Here is a 25,120-nt window from a genome sequence, read left to right on the forward strand (position 1 = left end):
CAGGGCATCACCTGCTGCGGGCAGCCATTTCCCGGGCCATGCGCAGCTGTTCCTCCCGGCTCAGGGAGTCGTTATCCAGTTTGGCAGCGGTGACGGCCCTGAGAATCTGGCCGTAGATGGGTCCTGAAGCAATACCCAATGCCTGAAGATCCTTGCCCGTGATGTCGATGGTCTGGGTTCTCAACTGGGTCAGAAAGAGCGAAATATGCTTGCGCATGCTTTCCTTCCGGCTCCTGGCCATGAGATAGAGAACTCCTTCAAGGGCCAGGGGTTCGAGAATGAAAAAGAGTTCGCTTGTGGCCTGTTTTCCCTGTTCCCAACGAAACAGATCCTCAATGGCCTTCCGGATTGAATGCCTGAGACTGGTCAGCAGGCAGGCCTGCTTCTTGGTCAGATTGAGCCGGCGTACCAGAACCTGAACCTGGGCATCATTGAATCCGGCGCACAGGCCAAGGAGGTACACCAGCCAGGGACAGGGAGAGGGCTCAAGATAAAGCAACCTATACCAAGCAACCACTTTTTCGATTTCCTCGAGGATCTGCTGCTTGGCCGGGTCCATGGTCAGCATGGGATGGATGGCCTTGAGCAGATTGAACCGGGCCATTTCCTTCAGGCAGGCCACGGGCTTGTTTTCCGCCAGCATGAGCCGGATTTCATGAAAGATGCGGCTTCCGGAAAGTTTGTGAAAGATGTTCAGCTCCACGGCGTTCTTGATCAACCGTTCGGTCTGGCCGCCAATGGAAAAGCCGAACCGCTGGGCAAAGCGGATGGCCCGGATGATCCGGGTGGGATCTTCCACAAAACTCAGGGAGTGGAGCACCCGGATGGTCTTGTTCTTGATGTCTTTTTGCCCTCCGAAAAAGTCCACCAGCCGCCCGAATTGATCCGGATTGACCTGCACGGCCAGGGCGTTGATGGTGAAATCTCTGCGAAAGAGATCCATCTTGATGGACGAGAGTTCAACCGTGGGCAAGGCCGCAGGGTATTCATAGTATTCGAGCCGAGCCGTGGCCACGTCGATCTTTTCCCCGGACTCCAGCACAACCACAGCAGTCTTGAACTTGCGGTGTTCCCTGACGCGCCCGCCAAAGGTTCGGGCCATGGCCCGGGCAAAGGCAATGGCATCGCCTTCCACCACGAAATCCACGTCAAAATTGGGCAGATGGAGCAAAATGTCCCTGACAAATCCCCCCACACAATAGACATTGACCCCCTTGTCTCTGGCCAGCTCACCGACCTGGACCAGAAAATCGAACAGCTTGCGGGGAAGCCGTTCCCGAAGCAGATGCTTGATCTGCCGTTCCCGACGTCGTTCCGGTATCAGGGTCTCCGGTATGCGGGCCGGTTCGCTGACCAGGGTGTGGATCAGATCCGTGCGGGTGATCACTCCGGAGCAATCGCCCCGGTCATCCAGAACCGGTACCAATCGCTGCCCCTGGCCCAGAATGATCTCCATGACCGGGTAGAGGTCCATGTCCTGGGTAACAGTGGCAAAATCGCGGAGCATGTATTCCTTGACCAGGACATCTCCCAGATGGTGGATAATGGCCTTTTCAGCAAGCTGGTGATCCAGGATGCCCACGCAGGTAAAGGTACCCGGTTCCACAACCGGGATGGCTTTGAGGCCATAGCGGGTCATGAGATCGGCAGCCTCGTGCAGGGTCTTGTTCTTTTCAATGACAACGGCCGGAGTGGAGCACAGGGAACGCACATCAAAGTCCGGGGTAATCTGGGAGTAGAGGAGGGCAAAGAGTTCGTCCTTGACCTGCTCAAGAGTCCTGTCCTTGATGGAGGCAGATGCGGCATAGGGATGGCCGCCTCCGCCCAGGGAGGTACAGATGGTTCCCACGTCCACATCCGCGGTCCTGCTCCTGGCCACCACCTGAACCCGATCCTGCATTCTGCCTAGGGCAAAGAGCACGCGAATGTTTTCCATCTCCAAAAGCTTGTGGGCCAGCAGGGCGAAATCGCCCACATAGCGATCCAGGGAAACATCGGCCACAACCACGTCAATGCCGTGAATGGTGTGGGTATTGGCTGATTCGAGCAGGCTGTTCAGGATGAAGATCTGATCGGCACTGAGCTCCCGATTGACCAGATCGGCCACCATGTTGAAATCCATGCCCTGCCGGGCAAGCCAGGCGGCTGCTTCCAGATCGTGAAACGTTGTCGAGGAAAAGGTAAAGTTCCCCGTGTCTTCATAAATCCCAAGCCCCATGATGGTGGCTTCGTCTGGAGAAAGCACCACCTTTTTCTCCCTGAGGATAAGGGCAATGATGGCCGTGGCCGATCCCCACGGCTTGACCACGTTGTGCTGGCCATGCAGATCTTCGGGCGAATCGGGATGATGGTCATAGATGTGGATTTCCAGATGGGGATTGTCCAGCACAGCAGCCACATGGAGAATGCGGTCCTTCTGACGCGTGTCCACCAGAACCAGACGACGAACAGACGAGAGGTCGATCTCCTTGGCCGATTTGAAATTGAACAGGTAGGTGGCGCTCTGGATGAAAAAATTTTTGAGATTGCGTTCCTGGGATCCCGGGAAAATGAGCACGGCATCTTCATACAGTTTGCCGGCAGCAACAATGGCGCTTAACGCGTCAAAATCCGCATTGGCGTGGGACGTGATAATGGTGTGGGCTGGTTGTTTGGTCATGATGGCGTGGATCGGGGATGATACATGGTGTGGATTTCCATGAGACGTTGGGTCTGCACGTGGGTATAGATCTCTGTGGCGCTGATATCGGCGTGGCCCAGGAGAATCTGGACGGTACGCAGATCTGCGCCGCCCTCGAGAAGATGGGTGGCAAAACAATGGCGCAGGGTGTGGGGGGAGATGGTCTTGGTGATCCCGGCCTTGACCCCGTAGCGCTTGATGAGCTTCCATACTCCCTGGCGGGTGAGCCGGGTGCCTGAACGGTTCAGAAAAACAGCGTCCTGCTGCGGGTTAAAAAGGGCATTGCGTTGTTTCAGGTAGCTGGTGAGCACCTGGGCGGCTGTTTCATTGAGGGGAACGATCCGTTCCTTGCCCCCTTTGCCCCAGATGCGCAGGATATCCGTCTGGGCATCATAATCCTGGGGGCGCAGGCTGGTCAGTTCGGAAACCCTCAGACCGGCCCCGTACAGGACTTCCAGGATGGCCCTGTCCCGGAGTCCCAGCTTGGTCTTCGGGTTTGGCATGTCCAGCAGCCGGAAGGTTTCTTCCTGGGTCAGGACATCCGGGATGGTCCGGGCGATCTTGGGGTTGGCCAGAATCAGGGTCGGATTGTCCGCAATCAGTCCCTGCTCATGGGCGTATCCGAAAAAGGCACGCAACGAGGCAAGATGGCGGGCCAGGGTTCTGGCCGATCCGATCCGGTTGGACATATGGCGCAGATAGACCAGAAGCGTGTCTTCCCGCACGTCCTGGATGTTCATATCATGCACATGAAGAAAACGCATCAGGGAGCGCAGATCGGTCTGATAGGCAGCAATGGTTTTCTCGGCCAGCCCCTTGACCACAATGAGATGTTCGAGAAACCGATCCAGGTCTTGCTGATCGGAAAGCGGCAGGGACACGGTGGGCACTCCGTCGGGCAGGGGGTTCGACTTCGACAATGATCATGCCTATATATACCTCCATGCTTGCAGGCACAAGAGGAAAAGGGTAGCATCCTTCAAAGGAGTATCACCTCGTGCGCGTGAACCACCGTGAAACAAGGAGACAAGGCCATGGCAAATGGATTGACACCCGAACAGATCGATGTTCTGTCCGCCTTTGCACAAGAGGAACCCCACAGGATGCAAAACCTGATCAACATCATCCGGGACAGGGGGCAGGACCTGGAGACCCTCAAGAATAAAATTCTGACCATTCACATGGAACGGCGCAAGAGGGGAGTCAACAAGACCCCGTAATCATGCCTCATACATTTGCCTACATATCTCTGGGTTCGAACATGGGAGACACCCGGGCCCATCTTGACAAGGCCCTGGATGCCATCAGCAACCTTGATGGCCTTTCCCTGATGCAGGCTTCAACAATATATAGGACCGAACCCCAGGGGGTAAGGGAACAACCCTGGTTCGCCAATCAGGTGATCAAGGTGGCCTGCAGCCCCACGTGGACCCCTTCGGACCTCCTGCACTCCCTTCTGGCCCTGGAGACCAGACTGGGTCGGGTGCGAACCACAAGATGGGGCCCCAGGGTCATTGATCTGGATCTGCTTTTGTTTGGCAATACGGTTTGCCATGATCCCCGGGTCACGCTTCCCCATCCGCGGATGCTTGAAAGGGCGTTTGTACTCATTCCCCTGCTGGAGATTGAACCGGAACTGGTTTTGCCTGACGGGACCAGGGCATCGCAGGCTTTGGATGCCATTTCCCATACCATTGAAGGAGACACCATCTGGCAGACGACAAATGAACCATGACGCCCAGGGCACGAGCAGGGCAGCTCTGTTCATGACAGGATGGGCAACGTCCTCCAATGAACCCATACCTTCCTGCCTTGCCGTGAAACAAGACACGCTTTATCGTCCTGGCTGCCCACGCATACTGTCTCTTCCAACACCATCTGGACTTCATCAAAAAAGGAATCATTATGTTGAAATTTGTCATTATGGCCATTGCCGCATATATATTGTTCAAACTGGTGACCGGCGACAAAAAGAAAAAAGCCGCCACCCAACAGCAGAAGAACAGGGATCTTGCTGCCGACGGCGTCATGGTCAAGGATCCCATCTGCGGGACCTTTGTACCCAAGGATACGGATATCAGGGTCAAGAACGGCGAGGATGTGCATTGTTTTTGCAGTTACGAGTGTCGGGACAAATATGTTGAACAACTCCAGGCTGGACAGGAAAACAAATCCGTTGGGTAACCAACCACAGCAAAGGAGACAAGCCCATGAAATTCTTCATTGATACGGCAAATCTGGAAGAAATACGCAAGGCCAAGGCCCTGGGCATGGTCGACGGGGTGACCACCAATCCGACCCTTATGTCCCGGGAAGCCAGCGACTGGCGGGAAGTGGCCGCAGCCATTTGTGCTGAAATCGACGGCCCGGTAAGCCTTGAAGTCATTGCCCAGGACGCCGAGGGCATGATCCGTGAAGCCCGGGATCTGGTTGGTTTTGGTCCCAACGTAGTGGTCAAGATTCCCATGACCCTGGAAGGCATCAAGGCGGTGCGCCAACTCAATTCCATGAACATTGCCACCAATATGACTCTGGTCTTTTCACCTTTGCAGGCCCTTGCCGCAGCCAAGGCGGGTGCCCATTACGTAAGTCCCTTTGTGGGAAGACTGGATGATGTGGGGCATGAAGGCATGGAACTGGTATCACAGATCCTGACCATTTATGACAATTATATGTTCGACACCCAGGTGCTCGTGGCCAGTGTGCGCAGCATGACCCATGTGCTGGAAGCAGCCATGCTCGGTGCCCACGTTGTGACCATCCCATTCAAGATCATGAATCAGCTTACCGCCCATCCCTTGACCGACAAGGGTCTCAAGGCCTTTCTGGCTGACTGGGAGAAGAAACAGCAGACAGACAAGTCGCAATGATCCGACCAACGGATGTAAAGGTTCAGAAAAGCCCCCAAACCCGGTCATCCGGGTCCGATGGGTCCGGTTGCTCCGTGAGCGCATCGCAAAGCGACCGGAATGAAAAGCCCATAATGATAATTATGTAAACTTTTGTATCCCGGCATGCTTCATACTCTCCCCTGGAGACGCCGGGATACACTCATCTGATCGTTGTCCGATGATGTCTTCTTCATCCATCTTCTTCATTACACACCAACCCCTTTATGCCATGCCACAATTCCGTATCACCCTGCATATATTCATGATAACCTGTCTTCTGGCCGAATTTTGCTGCACCCCTGTCCATGCGGCCCAGAACAGGGCTTCCAGCCAGAGCTTTGCGGCCTGGCTCGAAAGCTATCATGCCTGGGACGTGTACGAACAGGAACTGGCCGCCCGCGCAAGCAGTCCGGACAATATTCTGGATCGGGCCCAAACATTGCTCAGACTCAACAAACCCGAAAAGGTCATCTCGTTGCTGGCAACTGCTTTGGGGGATCAGGCCCAGGAGAACAAACGCCTGGTCTTGCTCGCCAGGGCCAACAGGCTGGTCGAAGACTATCAGGCATGCATCTTCAACTGGCTGGCCTTTGCCCGCAATGCCGACAGCAAGGATGTTCACAAGGTCATGGGAGCAGAGTCCGGACTGGACCTGCTTTTTGAAAACGTCTGGAAAAAATGGTTCTGGGAATCCTTTTTCACCCAGAATCCCGTGCTTTTTGACACCCGCAAGCCCACCCTGGATCAGATGATACAGATCGGCCAATCAGTCTGGCCGACCCAGACCTTCTGGAAGCAGGTTCCCGCCATTTTTGCCGACATCACTGATCTGTTTCCTCCAGCCTCCCCCTTGTCGGCCTCTCTACCTTTGGACAGGACCCTCATTGGAAAAACCCTGGCCGCCTGGTCCCTGGGATTCTGGGAACAGGGAGATCACTTCCTGCAACAGATTTCCTCGCCCCATGTGGTTGATTTCTGGTACAGATTTGCCGAGTTGATCGGTCATCCGGCACGTACCCAGGGTACCAATAGCCTGACAAACCCTCGCATCAAAGCGTTTTTCACCCTTTTTGCACCGGACATCCGCGCGTACACCAATTGGATCCTTACCCCGCCGGAAGCACCTGTCTGGCCGTCCTTTTCCCAACGATTGCAATCCATGGACCCCCGGCAGGGACTGGAGATGGTTACTGCTGAGCGGGATTCCCTGTTCCTGCAGGAATCCATTCGCCGAACCCTGGACCTGTGCGCCTTTGCCCTGAACCTTGAACAGGGATCGCTGCAGCAGCTGGAACAGGCCTGGACCGGGCTGGATACGGAGGAGCACACCCCTCCCCTTCTCTTGCGCATCGCCTACAGCGTTCTGGGAGGTCACCCTGGCAGACCCCAACAGATCCCTCAGGCAACCCTGACCGCCTATCTCCTGGCGGCTGCCGGACTACACCACCCGGGAATGGTGATGGCGGATTTCTGGAACACGGACAACTCCACACACCCCTATCCCCTGGATTACCTTGCCCAGTACCAGGATCTGGCAACAGCCGTTGCCACCGGGCCCGACCGGACCGTATCCGTCCAACTGGCCTTTCTCTATCCCCAGTCTCCTGCGGCCCAGAAAGCCCTGCTCCATCTGGCCAAGACAGCCAACCACAAGGGACATCGCGCCCTGGCCTGGTCCTATCTCAAGACCATTCAAACACGCCATCTGGACAGTGAAGATCGCATCGAATTTCTTTTGGCCCGGGCGGGCATGGAAATGGAACTGGGCTATGAAGATGCCGCCCTCAAGGATTATACCGTGCTGATGCAAGAACGCCCGGAACGGATTCCTCCGGAAAAACAGCTCAAACTGGCTCTTCTGGGCCAACAGAAGCAACAATGGACCTGGGCCCAGACCATTCTTGAATCCCTCTGGGAGCGCAGAGCAAACCTGAAGGAACCCGTCAAGGCCGAGATCCTGTTCTGGCTGGGCGAGGGAGCCCAGGCCCAGGGAAAGGTTGACCAGGCCCTTGCCTACTATCTGCGCCTGGCGTGGGCGTATCCCAAACAAAATATCTGGGCGGTCACCGCCCTGTACCGGGCCGGACTGATCTATGAACAACAGGGAAACTTCGAGACAGCCAAACGCTTGTACACCACGGTACTCAAGCAATCCGATCGCAAGAGCCAGAAAGAGGCCGCCCGAACCCGTATCGCATCGGTGACCGAAGGCATGCACAAAAGGGAACACTCCCTGCCTTTGCCCCTGTTCTGATGGTAACACCGTCGGATTCACGTCCCAGTTGCTGCTGCCAGCCTGTTTCCCGCTGCCCGCCATATGAACGTATATTCAGAACCCCTGCCATAAGGAGGCACCATGAAATACATCATGTTTGAAGATTTTTCCGGAAATCCTCTGCCCATCATCTTTCCCAACCGTATTGCCCATGATGAACTTCGCAAGCAGATTCCCTATTCGACCATCCTGTCTGCCGGGTACATCAAACGAACCGAGACCGGATTTGCCTGCTTCGGCAAGGCCAAGGATCTGGGCAAGGAGGCTTCCCCCGAGGATGAAGGATTGATCATGGACCTGTTCCGGAAGAATGAGGATGATGAGTGATCATCAAAACCATTCCTCTGCAAACACGTACACAAACAAACGCGCTGGTAGCCATGATGGCTACCAGCGCGTTTGTTTGTGTGTATGAGAACCTATTCAGGTCTGGTTTTCCAACGTTTATGCATCCAGAACCATTGTTCAGGCCGTTCCTGGACCATGTGCTCCACGGCCCGGGTATAGAATTGGGCAATGGTCCGGATATTCTCTCCCCGGGTTCCGGTGAGGGTTGCCGTATCCAGGGGTTCCCCCACTTTGAGCCGATACTGCATCCCGCCTTCCCGGAAAAGAAAAACAGGCAGCACAAGGGCTTTGGCCCGCAAGGCAAGCAGGGCCGGACCCATGTTCACAGCGGCTGTCCTGCCCAAAAAGGGAATAAACACGGCTTCTTCGCGTGAACAGTTGTGGTCGACCAGAAATGCTGTCATTCCCTTGTTTTTCAAACACCTGAGCACTTTTCTGGCAGCATTGCGATGGGGAAGGATCTGAAGATGCCCCACACTTCGCAATCTGAGCATGAGCCGCCCCAGGGCCTTGTCCTTGGGCAGCCGGACCACGACCTGACAGCAGCGGGCCGGGATCAGGAGGCGACACAATCCGGCCAGCAGTTCCCAGCCGCCAAGGTGTCCTGTCACGGCCACCACCGGACGATCCTGATCAAAAACATGGTCAAAGCGCTGCCGGTCATCCGGGCTCACCAGGACATGATCGCGCCAGAAATGATAGTCCACCTGCCGGGCCAGAAAAATCTCGCCAAAGGCCCATGCCGTGTGATTGAAATTGGTTCGCGCAATGGTTCGGGCCTGCTTGCGGGAAATCTGCAGCCGCTTTTCCATATTCGCAACAGCCAGGTGCCGTCGCCCGGGAAGAACATGCCAGAAAAGCCATCCCAGCACCCTGCCCAATCGCTGTACACCAGCGGGACGCATGCGGGAACAAACCGCCCCGATGACCGTATAGACAAGATCACGCATGACAATATTCTCCAGGGAAAAGCATCAGATCATCCCCTCCAGAATGGACGTCAGTCGTTGTTGTTCGGCCGCCAGGGTGGATGTATCGAGCTTTTCCGGGACCATGTACGGCTCTCCGTAGACTGCCTCGCACCGGGAACCCGGCAGGGGGAGCTGAAACCTGTCCCAGGCCTTGTGAAACACCTTGGCATGGCTGATACGGGCGCGCACGGGCATGATGGGCACCCGGGCCTTGGAGGCCAGAAAAACGGCCCCTGGCTTGGCCTGATGACGAGGTCCCCGGGGACCGTCCACGGTCAAAACCACATGATGTCCCTTGGTTTGGACCTCCTTGAGGGCCGCCAGCATGGCCTTGAGCCCCTTGCGGGAACTGGACCCCCTGACCGTGCCATAGCCGAGACGTTCCATGACCCGGGCCAGGATCTCGCCGTCCTTGCTGCTGCTGACCACCGCGACCACTCCTTCGTTTCTGTGCAGATAGGTCAGGGGAAAGAGCTCGTCGTGCCACAGGGCAAAAATCATGGACTGCCCCTGCTCGGTTCGGGATGTCATGGCCTGATGATTGGTACGGGTAAACCGCAGGGTGCTCCCCCATAGCCTGAAAAGGCCGGAAACCACGGGGGCAAGATGATAACAATGCATGAATGTCCTTGATAGATCGGCTAAAAGGATACGTATCGGAAACAGATTTGAATAAAAGGGTCCGTGTAAAAGGTCAAATGAAGCCGCCCGGCCTTGCCTACCCGTAGCAGCCCGCTTCACGGCTCAGCCGAACCATTTGCCTTTGCCTGCCAAACGCACTAGATGTCAGGACGTTTTGTTCATGTTGACCATGCAAGCACGTGGTTGCCTGATTCACTGCCACCAGGGAAACGTATCGCCATGTCCAAAAGACGTATCCGTCTGACCATCACGGGTCAGGTCCAGGGGGTGGGATTTCGCCCCTTCATTTACGGCCTGGCCCATGAATTCAAACTGACCGGATCGGTGCTCAATGCGCCAGAAGGCGTGATCATCGAAATTCAGGGGGAACCAGCCAACATTGACGCCCTTCTCCACGGCCTTCAAACCCGCCTGCCCCCCTTGGCCCGGATCGTGTCCTGCCAGCAGGAAAGCATCCCTCCCCTTGATGGTGACAACGCCTTTGTCATTCTGCAAAGCACCCAGGGCAAGGGCCATCACGTGCTCATCTCCCCGGATGTGGCCACCTGTGCTGACTGTCTCCAGGACATTTTTGATCCGGACAACCGCCGCCATCTCTATCCGTTCACCAATTGCACCAATTGCGGCCCCCGATACACCATCACCCGATCCATTCCCTATGATCGGGACAAGACCTCCATGGCCTGTTTTCCCCTGTGCCCCCAGTGTGACCAAGAATACCGCGATCCCCTTAACCGCCGCTTCCATGCCCAGCCCAATGCCTGTCCCCAATGCGGTCCCCATGTCTGGCTGACCGATGGCATAAAAGAACGCATCTGCCCGGACCCTCTGGCCCTCCGGGAAACGGCTCGCCTTTTGTTTGAAGGGAAGATCATTGCCATCAAGGGACTGGGCGGATTCCATCTGGCCTGCGACGCCACCAGCACAACCAGCGTCAACCAGCTCAAAACCCGCAAGAATCGCTGGGGCAAACCCCTGGCCATCATGGTTCCTGATCTTGAAACCGCGCAAACCGTGTGCACGGTAAGTGACAAGGACAGGGAACTACTCTCCGGCCATATCCGGCCCATTGTGGTCATGCCCCGAAGGCCTGCTTCCGCATTGGCCAGAGAACTTTCTCCGGATACGGATTTTCTCGGGGTGATGCTTCCCTACACTCCGTTGCACCACATCCTGTTGCACCATTACGCCCAGTTGTGCGGTCCAAGCAGAATACCCGCCCTTGTCATGACCTCGGGCAACCTCAGTTCCGAACCCATCTGCCTGGGCAACCGGGAAGCCCTGTCGCGCCTGGCCGCCATTGCCGACTATTTTCTGCTTCACAATCGGGATATTCTCATCAGGTGCGATGATTCAGTGGTCCGCCATAACCAGAAAACCCCTCAATTTCTGCGCCGGGCCAGAGGCTATACTCCCGGCCCCATTTTCCTGGCCCAAAGCGGTCCCTGCGTTCTGGGCGTCGGCCCTGAACTCAAGAACACCCTGTGCCTGACCAAGGAAAACCAGGCCTTTGTTTCCCAGCACATCGGGGATATGGAAAATCTGGAAACCTTCGAATTTTTCAAGGAAATCGCCGCCCACCTCCAGGACATCCTCCAGGTTGTTCCCAAAGCCGTGGTCCGGGATCTGCATCCGGACTATCTTTCATCGCGCTTTGCCGACCAATACAAGGATATCCCTGTGTTCAGCCTGCAGCACCATTTTGCGCACATCCACGCGGTCCTGGCGGAGAATCGTTTCCAGGGGCGGGCATTGGGACTGGCTCTGGATGGCACCGGACTGGGAACCGATGGAACCCTGTGGGGCGGCGAATTGCTGGCCGTGGATACGCACACCCTGGATCACCACCGGACAGGCCGCTTTGATCATCTGCGGCTGCCCGGGGGTGAAGCCGCTATCAAGGAACCCTGGCGCATCGCCAGAAGCATGCTTTGCGACCTGGGGATACAGGCTCCCGGCAGCAGGGACTGGCCCTGGCTGAAACCATTTGCCCGACAGGACGCATTCATCCCGCACATGCTGGCCAAACAGATCAATACTCCTGTTTCATCAAGTTGCGGCAGGCTGTTTGACGGGGTTGCCGCCCTGCTCGGCCTCAAGCTGACCATTGCCTACGAGGGCCAGGCCGCCATCATGCTGGAAGCCATCCAGGACAGGGGTGAACATACGGGATACGCGTGCAGCGTTCGTGAGCAGGACGGTATGCTTGTGCTGGGAACACGGGAACTTTTTGCCCAGGTTGTTGGAGATTGGGAAAAAGGCATTGATGCGGGCATCATCAGCCGCCGGTTTCATCTGGGACTCATGCACGGTCTGGCCGCATGGGCAGACCAGGGGGCCCAGCAACAGGGCGTCTCCACCATTGGTCTGAGCGGCGGGGTCATGCAGAATCAGACCCTCAGCCTGGAACTCCCCCCGCTTTTGGAACAAAAGGGACTGACCGTGCTGGTCCACAATCATCTGCCCCCCAATGACGGATGCATTTCCCTGGGTCAGGCCGTGTACGGACGCCAGCAACTCCGGATGGATGCGTAACGCAAAGGGCCGGGGCATCCCTCAATCAAAAGCCGCAGGCCGGCACGGATCCTGGAGATGTTTTTTGATTTCAGCAATATGCTCGGGGCTGGTACGATTGACCGAAAGCTCGGGCAGATCATCCATGTCAAAAAAGCCCACTTCCGAGGTTTCCTCGCTGGGAGTTGGTTCACCACCGACCATCTCGCATAAGAAAATGATCTTAAAGGCGTGGTAAAACTCCAGCGGTCTTCCCCTGCGGTTGGCATCCAGCACGGCTATAACCTTGGTGGGCCGGACTTCGAAACCACTCTCCTCCCTGACTTCACGAATGATGGACTGGGAAGGTGTTTCCCCCACATCAGCCCACCCTCCGGGCATGGTCCACTTTCCGTCCGCCCGCTCCTTGACCAGCAACAGCCTGCCCTCGTGGACAAGAGCCCCCCGCACATCCACCTTGACCGTGGCATAGCCCGGCTGGGCCAGAAAATTCTTTTCCAGCTCCTGGCTGGATCGCTGGGTGTGATACGCAACCATGTCGGCAGCAATGTGCATGAGCTGGGTAAAATTCTCTTCATCATAATGATTTTTCTTGTAGGTCAGACCAATCTGGCTGATGGCCTGGATGGTCCGGGCCCATTTGAGCCACTGGGGGGAATTGTCGTGCATTGCGTTGCTCCTTGCTCCCGTATGAACTGTAATGGCAAAAAACCCCTGGGGGATCCACAAGATCTGCCCCAAGGGTTTTGTTGTTGCAAACCGGGATGAATGTCAAAGGCTACCGGGATCTGAACTCCTGAACAAGTTCACCCAATTGCGCTGCAAGGGAGGCAAGTTCCACAGTGGCATCCCTTGTCTGCTGCATACCCTGAGCGGTTTCCTGGGTCACCTGATTGATATCCTCAATGGATTTACTGATCTCTTCACTGGCCGTCGATTGTTCTTCAGAGGCCGTGGCAATGGAGGTAATCTGTTCGAACATCTCCTCGGATGAAGTCACGATCTCGTTGAGGGCATTACCTGCCTGATTGGCCAGTTCCGTGGTTTGGGTAACTACCTGAGCCGTAACATCCATATTTTTGATATTGATTTCAGTTCCCTGCTGAATGCTTTTAACGGCCACCCCCACTTCCTTGGTGGCCTGCATAGTCTTTTCAGCCAGTTTGCGCACTTCATCGGCAACAACGGCAAAGCCCCTGCCCGCATCACCGGCTCGGGCAGCCTCAATGGCCGCGTTGAGTGCCAGCAAATTGGTCTGGTCGGCAATATCACTGATGACATTCAGGATTTGTCCGATGCCATCGGCTTCTGAACCAAGCTTGTCCAAATTGCTTTTCATGGTCTGAGCCTGTTTGTGCACTTTGTTAATGGAATCCACAGCACGAGCCACGACCTCCTTGCCTGTAAGGGCGTTCTGTTTGGCCTCCTTGGAAGCCAGGGAAGCCCGGGAGGCGTTTTTGGCCACCTCCAAAACCGTGGCATTCATCTGCTCAACGGAAGTTGCTGTTTCCTGAGTTCTTGTACTCTGTAACGTTGTCCCTTGGGTCACCTGTTCACTTTGGGCGGCCAATTCTTCAGAAGCCGAGGTCAACCGTTCCACAATGCCCTCAATGGATTGGGCAGCCTGCTGCATACCCTCGGCACGGGCATGCTCGGCCTCTTTCCGGGCGGTCACGGCTTCACGCATGGCCTGATCAGCTTTTTCCTTTTCCATGCGTGCCTGCTTTTTTTCAGCCTCTGCCTGCTCTATAAGCTTCTTGAGCTTGGCAACCATGGTTTTAAGAGCCTGTGCCAGTTCCCCGAGATCGTCGTTACGATGCACGTTCAAAACGGTGTCGAGCCGTCCCTGGGCGATCTCTTTGGCAAAGGCAATGCATGTCTTGACCGGTCTGGTCAGTTTTCCGGCCACCACAAGGGTTACTACGGCCACCACAAGGGAAATGCCCACAATGACCACGGCCAAAAACCAGATCAGATACCAGATATCCTGAACAATGGGCGCCCTGTCCTTGCCGATGAAAAGCATGCCCTGGATTTGTCCACCAAGATCCCGAATGGGCCAATAAACCGTATCAAACATGGCCCCGAAAAGTTGATTTTCCCCTTCATAAATTTCTCCCTCATTTAAAACAGTATGAGCAATATCCTTGTTGGTCAAAACCGTACCCACAACCCGCTTGCCGGACTCGTCGACAATGGTGGTGGCCACCCGTTTGGTTTTGTCAAAAACCGTGCATTCCACCTGCATATCCTTCTTGATAGCATCAACAAAGGGAAGGGATGAAAGATTGTACCCCAGAAGGACAGCCCCTACCACCTGATTGTGGTCATAAACCGGAGCTGCGGCCCTGAAGGAAAACCTGATGAGATTGCCTCGGGCAATGCCAACAGCCACATGGCCCTGCAAAGCCTGACGCACAATGTATTTGCCGGCCTGACTGTCACCGTGCTTGGCAGCATGTCCCCGGGCGACCACAATCCCCTCCCTGTCCACCAGGGTGATGAAATCAAGGGACATGCTGGAAATGAGAGCCTGCCCGTATGTTTGCAGTCCAGACGTATCTTCCTGGACAAGGCCCTTGATGACCCGTTCATCCCTGGCCGTTAAGGTGGCATACCCTTCAATTTCACGTAACACCCTGGATACCCTGGCATCAATGATCTTCTTGATGGCCCCGATATTTTCCCGGTTGGTGTTGGTGAGAATCTTCCGCATTTCCAATCCCACGCTGGTCACGGTACCCACACTGACCGCCACCATGGCCACAATGATCATGAGCATGATCCGAACCCGAAACGACACGCGAATCCCCTGTTTCATCTCCTCTCCCCCTGTGATTGAACCCGATGGGTCAACGGGCTTGATCCTGTTCGCACCATATTCCCCATAACGTTATGGAACGTGCCGTATTGTATACGTACCATGTATGACGTCATGAAAAACTTAACGGACTGACAAAAAAGCTGACATGGGGCCCTTGTCCCTGCTCTGTATAAGTTAAAAAAGTTCAATGATATGAGCAAGAGAATTGCAACCCGGGACAATGCCAATCATGTTGCATGCCAAAAAAAAGGGACAGATACGAATATCTGTCCCAGTGGGTGTGAAGTGACCTGGCGAGTCTATTGGCGACGCATCTTGCGACTGTTGCCAATACGCACGGTGAATTTCTGCTTGTCCATGAATTCAAGCAGGGGGATGGCGAATTTACGCGACAAACCGGTCAGATCCTTGAAATCTGCCGGGGTGAGTTCTTCCCTGGTGGCAAAAAAATCCGTTAACACGGTGCGCAATTCCTGGATGGCGCGGGCATCAAAATACAGATCTTCGCTGATTTTGATCAACTGGTTCTCTTCCACCAGGTGGCGCATCAGGGGAAGAATATCCTTGGCCGAGACATCTAGGGTTTCCTGCACCACCTTGAGGGTGGGCGGAGTCAGACCGCCCTTTTGATACAGGGCGGTGAGCTCCCGACGAAGTTTGTCCTGATCCGATGCCAGGGAAACCTTGTGTCCGGGAAGATGCAACAATTCCTGGTCCACAACGATCCGTTCCTGTTTGTTCAGCCGTTCCAACACAAAATGAAAGAGCTTGGGCGAAAGATCCTTGCCCCAGGTGGAGGCCAGCTCGCCCCGGGAAAGTCCCGGACGCATGGGATTTTCCCGGTGAAAAGTTTTGAAAAAGGCAATGGCCTGATCACACAGCTCAAGCACGAGTTCGCCGGACACATAAATACGCTGGTCCTTGTCCACCAGAAAGGCCTGTTGGCGCCCGCCCAGGGTTTGCAGAACCTTTTCCAGGGCCTTTGACTCAATATCGGTCATGATACGCAGTTTGGCAAAACTCAATCCGCCCGTGCCCGCCAGTTCCAGCTGGTGAATGACCAAATCCTTTTCCTGGGCCGAGGCCAGGGTCTCCAAGATGTGCAAATCCCTGGAAAACCGTTTCACCTTGCGCCCCAGGGGATTGATGATGGAGGCGCCGGCAATGGTCTGCAAGGGCGAAAACGAGCGGATGATGCATCGATCCCCATAAACCCCTACCATGGGCGTTTCAAAACGGACCTGGCAGACAGCGGTCTCACCGGGTTCCAGATTGTCCCTGTCCAGAAAATAGAGCCTGGCCAGAATCTCCCGGGTTCCGTGATGGAAATGGACCTGGGTGCGGTGCTTGATCCCCTTTTTGGCCGAAGGCAGGCAGGTGATCTCCAGATCCCAGACCGTGCTGGGAAACAGGGAGTCAGGCTGGGCCAGCATTTCACCCCGGCTGATCTCGGCCTTTTCCAGGCCGTACAGGTTGATGGCTGTTCGGAGCCCGGCCTCGGCCTCTTCCTGGCTGTCACCGTGGACCTGAAGTCCCCGAACCTTGGTGGTCAGTCCCGAAGGATAGAGGACAAGGTCCTGGCCCACCTTGAGTTTGCCCGAGAAACTGGTTCCCGTGACAACGGTCCCATATCCCTTCATCACAAACACCCGGTCAATGGGCAATCGGAACAGATCGGACCGCCGCTTGGGCTTGAACGCCCTGGTCAGCCGGGTGATCTCCTGTTTCAGCTCGTCAATGCTCGCACCCGTGTGCGCGGATACCGGGATAATGGGAGCATCTTTCAAAAAGGTCGATTCAAGGTAGGAGGCAACATCCTCGGTCACCAGTTCCAGCCATTCCTCATCAACCATGTCCGTCTTGGTCAGGGCCACAAGACCGGTCTTGATGCCCAGAAGCGTGCAGATTTCCAGATGCTCCCGGGTCTGGGGCATGACTCCTTCATCAGCAGCAATAACCAGCAGGGCAAAGTCAATGCCTGCGGCACCGGCAACCATATTCTTGACGAATTTTTCATGGCCCGGGACATCAATGATCCCCAGGCGCAGATCCGTATCCAGATCAAGAAAGGCAAAGCCCAGCTCAATGGTGATACCGCGCTTTTTTTCCTCCACCAACCGGTCGCAATTGATCCCGGTGAGGGCCTTGATAAGGGTTGTCTTGCCATGATCAATGTGACCGGCAGTGCCCATGATGACAGGCATGAAACGCTCCTTGTATGAAAATGGGGATACAGGAAACAACGTGCTCAACAGACAGTGCACAGGGGGCAGGACCATGCCCGGGACATGCCGTGGCTGGCATACGACACGGCATCCTGCACACCGAATACTGCGGCGCAACTCGCGTCAATTTTTCAAAAACGTCCTGTAGGCCAGCACGGTCGCGTAGACGTCCATCTTGCTGGAAATCTCAAAAGGGCTGTGCATGGCCAGAACACCGGGGCCGAAATCGATGATGTCCATGCCGTAGATGGCCAGGTATTTGGCCACGGTTCCCCCGCCGCCCTGGTCGACCTTGCCCAGTTCGGCCATCTGCCAGGGAATGCCGGCCTGGTTGAGGATCTTTCTGAGCCAGGCCACGTATTCGGCATGGGCGTCATTGGCTCCGTATTTCCCCCTGTGACCGGTGAACTTACAGAACACCGGACCATATCCCAGCTTTGAGGCGTTGAGTTTTTCATGCACATCCTGGTAATCCGGATCCATGGCCGCATGAACGTCCGAAGACAGGGCCTTGGTGACCTGCATGACATGGCGGAATTTGGTCTCGGGTTCCCAGGCATCGATTAAATCCCTCATGCAATACTCGAAGAAAAGGGATTGGGCTCCGGTGGAACCGTCAGAACCGATCTCCTCCTTGTCCCACACAAGAACCACCTGGGTGTATTCAGGCTGTTCTTCAGACGACAGAAAGGCCTCCATGGACGTAAACACACAGATGCGATCATCCTGACCATAGCTGCCGATCATGGATCGATCCAGACCAACTTCCCGTGCCGGTCCTGCAGGCACGGCCTGGATTTCAGCGCTGTACAGGTCTTCTTCCACAATGCCGTACTTCTTGCCCAGCAGGGCAAGGATGTGGTTCTTGATGGGCTCATCCTCTTTTTGGCACTCGGATGTTCCCTTTTGTTCGAGGGGGGCATGGCCCAGATAAATGTTCATCTTTTCGGCCTCAAAGGCCTCACTGACCTTTTTGTCCGCCTGCTTCTGGGAAAGGTGGGGAAGCAGATCGGCAATGGCAAACACCGGATCTTCGGGATCATCGCCAATGGCAATGTGCACGGTTTCCCCATTGGTCTTGGCCACCACGCCATGCAGGGCAAGGGGCCGGGAAAACCACTGGTATTTCTTGATCCCCCCGTAATAATGGGTCTTGGCCAGGCCCACTTCGCATGACTGATAAAGTGGGTGCTGTTTGAAATCCAGGCGGGGGCTGTCCGCATGGGACCCCACCAGACGAATGCCCTCGGACAGGGGGCGCTTGCCCCGACGGGCCATGAACAGGGTCTTGCCCCGATGATTGCGCATAACCAGATCCTGTAAAAAATCCTCGGAAAATCCCCTTTCCCTGAGAATCTTCCGGCCCCAGGCAACCACTTCGCGCTCGGTCTTGCACGTGGACAAAAAGGTCCGGTACCTGGCACAGATCTCCTCCATGGCCTTGCGGTGGGAGGAGGTATCAAAAATTTCCCAACAGCTCTTGGGATCGCATTTCATCTTCGGTTCCATATATGATTCTCCGTTCTCAGTTACCATTTATTTCTTGTATTCCTTGTCCTTGAGGCCGTCCTTTCCAAGTCCTTCGAACGCCTCCTGCAATGCCTCAATGACCAGACCCATGTGTCGGGAATCAAGGGTCCTGGGATCAAGGCAGAACCAATCATCCTCAATACGCCCCACCAGAGGCGGATTGGTGGCCAAAAAGGCGTTTTTGAGTTCATCAGCCGACCAGTCCCTGCCCTTGATCCCCACCAGGGTGGTGGCAAGATCCTGCTCGGGAAAAGCCCCACCGCCCACGCGGGAAACACTGGGAACCAGGGTCAAATCCAAACGGTCACTGAAACGCCGTTTCAAACGCTGTTTCATTCGTTGTGCCTTGGCCTTGAGAAAGGAGGCATCCGCTGTGATCATGGAAAGGGTCGGAACATGGGTCCTGGCCAGTTCCGGATCCAGATACAGCCGCAGGGTGGCTTCCAGGGCGGCCAGGGTCATCTTGTCGATGCGCAGGGCCCGGTTGAGCTGGTTGGTTTTGATGGGATCAATGTATTTCTTGCGTCCGACAATAATGCCTGCCTGAGGCCCTCCCAGCAGTTTGTCCCCGCTAAAGGAAATCACGTCCAGGCCCGCGGCAACCGTTTGCTGCACCGTGGGTTCGGGCATCATGCCGTAGGCGGAAAAATCAAAAAGATTGCCGCTGCCCATGTCCTCGATGACCGGCAGATCGTGCTTGTGCCCCAGGGCCACCAGTTCTTCCTGGCTCACCGCCTTGTGGAATCCGATGATGCGATAATTGGAGGTGTGCACGCGCATGAGCACGGCCGTGTTTTCGTTGATGGCGTTTTCATAGTCGCGCACATGGGTGCGGTTGGTGGCCCCCACTTCCTTGAGAATGGCGCCGCTCTTGGCCATGACCTCGGGAATGCGAAACGATCCCCCGATCTCCACCAGTTCGCCCCGAGAGACAATGGCCTCTCTCCCCTTGGCCCATGTATCCAGAATGAGCAGGACAGCCGCGGCATTGTTGTTGACCACCAAAGCGGCTTCTGCGCCCGTCAGCCTGCACAGGAGATCTTCTACGTGGGCGTAGCGGATGCCTCGCTTGCCCGTGGCCAGGTTGAACTCCAGATTGGAATAGTATCGGCAGGCATCACTCACCGCCTCCACCGCGCTGTCAGCCAGAATGGACCGCCCCAGATTGGTGTGCACCACCACGCCTGTGCCGTTGAGCACCCTGCGAAAATGGGGACGGGACTGGGAGCAGACAAAGGAGGCCGCCCTGGTCACGAGCTTTTCCCATGCAAGTTCTTCGGGATCGGTGATCACCTGATCCCGAATTTCCTGGCGGCAAAGGTCCAGAAATTGGTTGATCTTTTCCCGCTGCATGGGCTGGGAAATCCAGGCAAGCTCCTTGTGGGTGGCAAATGCCTGCAAGAACTTGTCTACCGAAGGAAGAAGTCTGAACAGATTTTGCAATATTCCATTCCTTGTTCGTATGGGTGTATCAAATGATATGAAAACAGGACCGTAGGACCTTGCCCCCCTGCACGCTGCCGCACGTGGTGCACCCAACCTGCTCCTACAGCATGTCAGGCCGCATGCGAAAATACTCGCCAAGCAAAAACAGGGAACCACACACCAGCACCCTTTTGCCGGTCTTGCCAATGACATCAAAAGCCTCGTGCATACTGGAGCAGGCACGAGCGCGGGGACCAAGAAGACGGGCCAGATCATGAGGGTCCATGGCCCGGGAGTTGTCCGGTATCCCGGGAACCAGGATCAAACCGGAACACAAGGCCCGGACCCTGTCCAGATGATCCAGAAGATTCTTGTCCTTCATGCAGGAAAAAATCATCACCTCGGGGCCAAAATGCATCTGATCCAGGGATCGGGCAAGGGCTTCAAGCCCCATCAGGTTGTGCGCTCCGTCCAGAAGCACCATGGGATCTCCCGGAATGATCTGCATCCTGCCCGGATGTCTGGCATGAGAAAGCCCATGCATACATTCCAAAGACGAAAATGACCACCCCCGGATGCGGCTGCAAACCGACCAGCCGGCAAGGGCAAGCCTGGCATTGGTCTTTTGAAAGGCACCGGCAAGTCCAAGCCTGATCTGGTCAATATCCAGCATGGCCCCATCCGGACAGACAAAACCGCCATCACGGGGCATTTCCCTAAATCCGGCCTCTTTTGCATCTGCCCGGGTCCGAAAAATATCGCCAATACCCGGTTGCTGGGGAGCGCACACCACCTCTCCTCCCTCAATGGCTCCGGCCTTGTCCCTGGCAATGGCCTCCAGGGTTGAACCCAGCACCTGTTCGTGATCCATGCCCACCGGAGTGACCAGGGTCAGATGATGGGCAAAGACCGAGGTGGCATCCCAGGTCCCGCCAAGACCCGCCTCCATGATGGCCAGATCAACCCCTTCACGCACAAAGGCGAGCATGGCCATGAGGGTCAACAATTCAAAATAGGAAAATTCCAGCTCCGGACAGGCGGCGTACACATCATTGGCCAGATCCAGCCACGCCTCACGGGAAAGCATCTCCCCGCCAATGCGGATGCGTTCCCGGGGAGTCACAAAATGGGGCGAGGTAAACACACCCGTGGTATATCCATGGGCAGAGGCAATGGCGTGCAGAAACGCAGCCGTGGACCCCTTGCCATTGGTGCCCACGATATGGACCAGAGTCAGGCAGGGGTTGCCAAGGTTCAAACGCGCCACGCCCTCATGCACTCGCTCCAAACCGGGTTTCATGCGGAAAAGTCCCAGGGAATCAAGATGGGCGTTGAAGGATTCCCACGTGGGAAAAAAAGGAGAATGTGACATGTGTACAATGCCGCCCCTGTTACCGGCCCAGGCAAACCAGAGCCGGGATGGCTGCCCATAAGGACAAAGTGACCCCGTAAACCACGGGATGAAAAAAAGCACGCCCCTGCCCGCCCCTATCCCGCACCACGGGACCATGGGTCCGGACAGACATGCTCAACGGGTTGCATTTGTTGGCCAAGTCCTGTTCTTTGTCAATTGGGAACCCGAATCCTTTTCTGACCCCTTGAACAGGTTGACATTTTCCTCGATCTTCCCTATTCGCCTCTAGCTGTTCGCAGGGAATCCTTGTCCATCACAATTCCCACAACCATGCGATATAGCATCCATTGGCGCCCGTAGCTCAGCTGGATAGAGCAACGGCCTTCTAAGCCGTTGGCCGCACGTTCGAATCGTGCCGGGCGCGCCAATAAAAACTAAGGGGTTACGCTTATCAAGCGTAACCCCTTTTTCTTTGCATTATCTGCACGCCTCACCTGCCACGTCAGTCCCGACCACCCTTGCTCCAAATCTCCAAAAATCGGAAACCCCTCTTGCGTCATACAACGTCGTCATGTTAGATGAGAAGCTGTTAACACCCTAGGATCATGGAGATAGCGGCAGCGCTGTCCCCGTCCGGGATCAACGACGAATAGAATGACCAAATCCAGACAATATCGATATAAAATAACTTTTCTCGACCATCTTTCCCGTCATACGCTTCAAACTTTCTCGATCCAACTCATCGTGAAGGTATTTAGGAATCAATCAAAATAATACCGAAGTCACCTGCAGTAAAAAGACCTCCACCCCTCTGGACTGAAAACATGAAGCAGTAATTTTTCAAAAATATCTGATTTCGTCAGATACTCTAATCAATAAGCTAATAACGCTGAAAATCCCTGATAATATGATCAAACTGGAATTATCAGGAACCATATAATAAGGCACACATCAAAAAAAGGTAGAAGACACTGTGAAGACAGTATTTCGTATATATGAAAATAAGAATGCAAAATTTGAATCATCCATATTTGATATGATTAATGGGAACAAAGAAACAAAGCAAACAAAAGGATTAGCTTATATTTTAAAAGAATATCCCGATATAATAAAAGATATTTTATCAATAGAAACAGTAAAGGATTACACAAAAAATAAAAAAATACAACCAAATTGGAATAACACTAACAAAATAGAGGTTATAGCAGAAAAAATAACCACGTCAAGAAAACGATTAGACATACTAATTAAAATAGATAAGGACAAAAAACCTTTTCTTGCGATAATTATTGAAGCAAAAAGTATAAAATCTAACATAAAACCGATTGATGCATCAATTCAACTACAAAAATATTTGCATGCAGATGAGCTTCCAGAATTAGAAAAATACAAAAAAATACCTATCGTGTTAACAAATTACAAAACCATTCTCACAAACGAAATAATAACAATTAGATGGGCAGAAATTATAAATATAATTTCTAAACGAAATAAAGATAACAATGACTTACTGTGGCAATATTATAATTTTATAACTGGAGTGAATAAGGACATGAATTTTTATGAAAAAGAGGTGCTCTCTATCCCTGCAGGAAAAACGATCGATTTGGTTCAGAAATATTTGATCTATGAATGCCCTGACAGAAAAGAATATAGATATAAAAAAACAATATTCGTTACATTTAGAGCTAATGGTGGTGGTACAATGGAAAAACTATACAAAATAAAAGATGTTATAGTTTTTAATCCTACACTCAAATCTGACATCGATAGAGCAAACGAATATATAAATGACAAAAAAATAAATGAAAGACTTAACAAATTCATATCAGAATCAAATTATAAAGATTCAGAAGAAAAAAAATTTTATATACTAGCAGATGATGAAGTTATCGAACTAAAAAATAAACCAAGACCAGCAAGAAATAATGTTAAATTTACATACTATAGATTAGCTGATATCCTTACACAAAAAATAGTAAAACCTGCATCCATGTTTAATTAAGATGGTATAAAGCATATCATGAATATATAACGATCATAGTTACTTCAAATGTTTTTTCAATATAATAGAATTACGAGCAATATTTTGAATTGTTATGATGTGAAAAATCAATCTAGTCGACCATGAAGAACAAACAATATGATGAAATTAATTTTTCTTTATGTTCGACTAGCATAACATTGGCTACTCCTGAATGAACTGTTATCTCCAAAAAATATGTCACCTCAATATGATGCATCTTTCCAAGACCGCAACATCATCTGTTCTTGAACCATTATCCGCAACCATCCCAAATCCTCACGAGGAATCCATATGAACAACACCACCCCCCAAGCGTACTGGTTTGTCGGAGCAACATGGGCTGGCGATGACCAGTCTGAACGATTCATTACCGATGGAATTTGGGAAAACGGGTACGACACCAAGTACACCGATCATGTAAAATCCATGCAGGTTGGTGAACGAATAGCCATCAAAGCCAGCTATACTCGAAAAAACGGCCTTCCTTTCGAGAATAACGACCGGGCTGTTTCTGTCATGGGGATCAAGGCAATCGGAGAAATTACTGCTAATCCCGGGAACGGCCATGCTGTTCATGTAACCTGGAACCGGGTTGATCCTGTACGCGAATGGTATTTTTACACGTACATGGCAGCCCTTTGGAAAGTTGTCCCTGGGTCATCGTGGTATGCCGATGCACTGATCGCCTTTACCTTTGAGGGGCAGGAGCAGGATTACGATCGGTTCAGGAATGAACCTTTTTGGAAGGACAGATACGGGGACACTGGCAATGATCCTGATCCTCGATCAAAACCCGAAATTTCCTTATGGCCAATCAACAAACAATCCAAGGGATTACCCGCATCAAATGGTTATCAGGAAGGGTACAGAGAAGCTGTGAATTTTTGCCAGGCAGGGGTTGACCGGGATGAGTTTGTGGAAAACCTGCGCAATGGTGATTATTTCAACAAGTACACTCCCCTGTCCTGCCGGTCCATTTTCAGCAACTTAAAACGGTTAGGATTGATTGAACATCAGGACAACGGCCTGTGGTATCCCAGTGCAGCAGGGGATGCCTTTTTGGAAGAAGAAGCCCCTGACAGTCTGACCCAAAGAATCATCGAGTCTGCTTTTGGATTTGCGCACATACTGCGCTACACACACGAGCACCCCAATATCGAACGAAACGCTCTGTTTGAAAAACTCAAAAATTTATATCCTCAATGGACGACCAATTATGCGCCAAGCGCTGTTCTGGCTTGGTCAAAAGGTCTTGGGCTGATCAATGACAATGAGGGGGAAATTATCCCTGACCCCCTATGGAGCATATTGGCATTCCGGCCTTCCAGAAGAATTGCCCGAACCTCCCCGCCCTTCGATACCCGTCAAAACAGAAGATAAGGACGAAGCGTCATCATTAATCAACCCGTGGCCAA

At 53.7% G+C, this 25,120-nt stretch carries 19 protein-coding genes and 1 tRNA gene; 10 read left to right on the forward strand and 10 right to left on the reverse strand.

All coding sequences use genetic code 11. The features are described from left to right. Window positions 1–7 precede the first annotated feature (7 nt). Together DPF_RS09975 and xerD are read right to left on the reverse strand one after the other, a co-directional pair. Complete coding sequence (locus DPF_RS09975; RefSeq protein ID WP_069859526.1) at window positions 8–2,659, reverse strand: CBS domain-containing protein; 2,652 nt, start codon at window positions 2,657–2,659, stop codon at window positions 8–10. Further along, complete coding sequence (gene xerD, locus DPF_RS09980) at window positions 2,656–3,600, reverse strand: site-specific tyrosine recombinase XerD (protein ID WP_369689592.1); 945 nt, start codon at window positions 3,598–3,600, stop codon at window positions 2,656–2,658. The genes DPF_RS09975 and xerD overlap by 4 nt, the downstream gene beginning before the upstream one ends. A 114-nt stretch (window positions 3,601–3,714) precedes the next feature. On the opposite strand from xerD, the gene DPF_RS09985 reads away from it, so the two are divergent. The 6 genes from DPF_RS09985 to DPF_RS10010 all read left to right on the forward strand — a co-directional run bounded on the left by DPF_RS09985 (window position 3,715) and on the right by DPF_RS10010 (window position 8,173). Continuing rightward, entirely contained in the window at window positions 3,715–3,900 is a 186-nt protein-coding gene (locus DPF_RS09985; protein WP_069859528.1) for a hypothetical protein, read from the forward strand. 2 nt (window positions 3,901–3,902) lie between these two features. Continuing rightward, window positions 3,903–4,415 (forward strand): 2-amino-4-hydroxy-6-hydroxymethyldihydropteridine diphosphokinase, encoded by a 513-nt coding sequence (gene folK, locus DPF_RS09990; RefSeq protein WP_069859529.1) that lies wholly within the window; start codon window positions 3,903–3,905, stop codon window positions 4,413–4,415. A 170-nt stretch (window positions 4,416–4,585) separates the two neighbouring features. Further along, complete coding sequence (locus DPF_RS09995) at window positions 4,586–4,864, forward strand: transcriptional regulator (protein WP_069859530.1); 279 nt, start codon at window positions 4,586–4,588, stop codon at window positions 4,862–4,864. 26 nt (window positions 4,865–4,890) lie between these two features. Beyond that, window positions 4,891–5,550, forward strand: a complete 660-nt coding sequence (gene fsa / locus DPF_RS10000) for a fructose-6-phosphate aldolase (protein ID WP_069859531.1) — start codon at window positions 4,891–4,893, stop codon at window positions 5,548–5,550. Between the two features lie 283 nt (window positions 5,551–5,833). Next, window positions 5,834–7,825, forward strand: coding sequence for a tetratricopeptide repeat protein (locus tag DPF_RS10005; protein WP_176724230.1), 1,992 nt, complete (start codon window positions 5,834–5,836; stop codon window positions 7,823–7,825). Between the two features lie 102 nt (window positions 7,826–7,927). Next, window positions 7,928–8,173 (forward strand): hypothetical protein, encoded by a 246-nt coding sequence (locus DPF_RS10010; protein ID WP_069859533.1) that lies wholly within the window; start codon window positions 7,928–7,930, stop codon window positions 8,171–8,173. 92 nt (window positions 8,174–8,265) lie between these two features. On the opposite strand, the gene DPF_RS10015 is transcribed toward DPF_RS10010, so the two are convergent. Then, the gene (locus DPF_RS10015; protein WP_069859534.1) at window positions 8,266–9,144 is read right to left on the reverse strand and encodes a lysophospholipid acyltransferase family protein; all 879 of its coding nucleotides are present in this window, start codon (window positions 9,142–9,144) and stop codon (window positions 8,266–8,268) included. A gap of 24 nt (window positions 9,145–9,168) precedes the next feature. Then, window positions 9,169–9,786, reverse strand: a complete 618-nt coding sequence (locus DPF_RS10020) for a lysophospholipid acyltransferase family protein (protein WP_069859535.1) — start codon at window positions 9,784–9,786, stop codon at window positions 9,169–9,171. A gap of 240 nt (window positions 9,787–10,026) precedes the next feature. Here DPF_RS10020 and hypF point away from each other — a divergent pair, with 240 nt between their 5' ends. Next, the gene (hypF, locus tag DPF_RS10025) at window positions 10,027–12,342 is read left to right on the forward strand and encodes a carbamoyltransferase HypF (RefSeq protein ID WP_069859536.1); all 2,316 of its coding nucleotides are present in this window, start codon (window positions 10,027–10,029) and stop codon (window positions 12,340–12,342) included. A gap of 21 nt (window positions 12,343–12,363) precedes the next feature. Here the strand turns inward: hypF and DPF_RS10030 are convergent, their stop codons facing one another. The 6 genes from DPF_RS10030 to DPF_RS10055 all read right to left on the reverse strand — a co-directional run bounded on the left by DPF_RS10030 (window position 12,364) and on the right by DPF_RS10055 (window position 21,697). Continuing rightward, a complete protein-coding gene (locus DPF_RS10030; protein ID WP_069859537.1) occupies window positions 12,364–12,990 on the reverse strand; it encodes an NUDIX hydrolase in 627 nt (208 codons plus the stop codon). A 109-nt stretch (window positions 12,991–13,099) separates the two neighbouring features. Continuing rightward, window positions 13,100–15,142: a methyl-accepting chemotaxis protein gene (locus DPF_RS10035; protein WP_069859538.1), complete on the reverse strand. Its 2,043-nt coding sequence runs from the start codon at window positions 15,140–15,142 to the stop codon at window positions 13,100–13,102. Window positions 15,143–15,444: 302 nt separating this feature from the next. After that, window positions 15,445–17,349 (reverse strand): selenocysteine-specific translation elongation factor, encoded by a 1,905-nt coding sequence (gene selB, locus DPF_RS10040; protein ID WP_069859539.1) that lies wholly within the window; start codon window positions 17,347–17,349, stop codon window positions 15,445–15,447. A gap of 144 nt (window positions 17,350–17,493) precedes the next feature. After that, the gene (locus DPF_RS10045) at window positions 17,494–18,879 is read right to left on the reverse strand and encodes an aminopeptidase (RefSeq protein ID WP_083254629.1); all 1,386 of its coding nucleotides are present in this window, start codon (window positions 18,877–18,879) and stop codon (window positions 17,494–17,496) included. Between the two features lie 27 nt (window positions 18,880–18,906). Next, window positions 18,907–20,343, reverse strand: a complete 1,437-nt coding sequence (gene selA, locus DPF_RS10050; protein WP_069859541.1) for an L-seryl-tRNA(Sec) selenium transferase — start codon at window positions 20,341–20,343, stop codon at window positions 18,907–18,909. Window positions 20,344–20,446: 103 nt separating this feature from the next. Then, complete coding sequence (locus DPF_RS10055; RefSeq protein ID WP_069859542.1) at window positions 20,447–21,697, reverse strand: bifunctional folylpolyglutamate synthase/dihydrofolate synthase; 1,251 nt, start codon at window positions 21,695–21,697, stop codon at window positions 20,447–20,449. 332 nt (window positions 21,698–22,029) lie between these two features. Between DPF_RS10055 and DPF_RS10060 the strand changes: the two genes are divergently transcribed. From DPF_RS10060 to DPF_RS10070, 3 genes are all read left to right on the forward strand, one after another. Next, window positions 22,030–22,106: transfer RNA gene (locus DPF_RS10060), tRNA-Arg, on the forward strand. A gap of 546 nt (window positions 22,107–22,652) precedes the next feature. Then, window positions 22,653–23,684 (forward strand): hypothetical protein, encoded by a 1,032-nt coding sequence (locus DPF_RS10065; RefSeq protein WP_069859543.1) that lies wholly within the window; start codon window positions 22,653–22,655, stop codon window positions 23,682–23,684. 312 nt (window positions 23,685–23,996) lie between these two features. Beyond that, window positions 23,997–25,085, forward strand: coding sequence for a hypothetical protein (locus DPF_RS10070; protein WP_069859544.1), 1,089 nt, complete (start codon window positions 23,997–23,999; stop codon window positions 25,083–25,085). Window positions 25,086–25,120 lie beyond the last annotated feature (35 nt).

This window comes from Desulfoplanes formicivorans (assembly GCF_001748225.1).
GTDB classification, from domain to species: domain Bacteria; phylum Desulfobacterota; class Desulfovibrionia; order Desulfovibrionales; family Desulfomicrobiaceae; genus Desulfoplanes; species Desulfoplanes formicivorans.

Excerpts from the sequence above, each read along its gene's own strand:
- folK (WP_069859529.1), top strand. The coding sequence starts at position 3,903 with ATGCCTCATACATTTGCCTACATATCTCTGGGTTCGAACATGGGAGAC.
- DPF_RS10045 (WP_083254629.1), bottom strand. The coding sequence starts at position 18,879 with ATGGAACCGAAGATGAAATGCGATCCCAAGAGCTGTTGGGAAATTTTT.
- DPF_RS10055 (WP_069859542.1), bottom strand. The coding sequence starts at position 21,697 with ATGTCACATTCTCCTTTTTTTCCCACGTGGGAATCCTTCAACGCCCAT.
- DPF_RS10030 (WP_069859537.1), bottom strand. The coding sequence starts at position 12,990 with ATGCACGACAATTCCCCCCAGTGGCTCAAATGGGCCCGGACCATCCAG.
- DPF_RS09985 (WP_069859528.1), top strand. The coding sequence starts at position 3,715 with ATGGCAAATGGATTGACACCCGAACAGATCGATGTTCTGTCCGCCTTT.
- DPF_RS10070 (WP_069859544.1), top strand. The coding sequence starts at position 23,997 with ATGAACAACACCACCCCCCAAGCGTACTGGTTTGTCGGAGCAACATGG.
- selB (WP_069859539.1), bottom strand. The coding sequence starts at position 17,349 with ATGCCTGTCATCATGGGCACTGCCGGTCACATTGATCATGGCAAGACA.
- DPF_RS10015 (WP_069859534.1), bottom strand. The coding sequence starts at position 9,144 with ATGCGTGATCTTGTCTATACGGTCATCGGGGCGGTTTGTTCCCGCATG.
- DPF_RS10035 (WP_069859538.1), bottom strand. The coding sequence starts at position 15,142 with ATGAAACAGGGGATTCGCGTGTCGTTTCGGGTTCGGATCATGCTCATG.
- DPF_RS09975 (WP_069859526.1), bottom strand. The coding sequence starts at position 2,659 with ATGACCAAACAACCAGCCCACACCATTATCACGTCCCACGCCAATGCG.
- DPF_RS09995 (WP_069859530.1), top strand. The coding sequence starts at position 4,586 with ATGTTGAAATTTGTCATTATGGCCATTGCCGCATATATATTGTTCAAA.
- fsa (WP_069859531.1), top strand. The coding sequence starts at position 4,891 with ATGAAATTCTTCATTGATACGGCAAATCTGGAAGAAATACGCAAGGCC.
- DPF_RS10010 (WP_069859533.1), top strand. The coding sequence starts at position 7,928 with ATGAAATACATCATGTTTGAAGATTTTTCCGGAAATCCTCTGCCCATC.
- hypF (WP_069859536.1), top strand. The coding sequence starts at position 10,027 with ATGTCCAAAAGACGTATCCGTCTGACCATCACGGGTCAGGTCCAGGGG.
- DPF_RS10020 (WP_069859535.1), bottom strand. The coding sequence starts at position 9,786 with ATGCATTGTTATCATCTTGCCCCCGTGGTTTCCGGCCTTTTCAGGCTA.
- DPF_RS10005 (WP_176724230.1), top strand. The coding sequence starts at position 5,834 with ATGATAACCTGTCTTCTGGCCGAATTTTGCTGCACCCCTGTCCATGCG.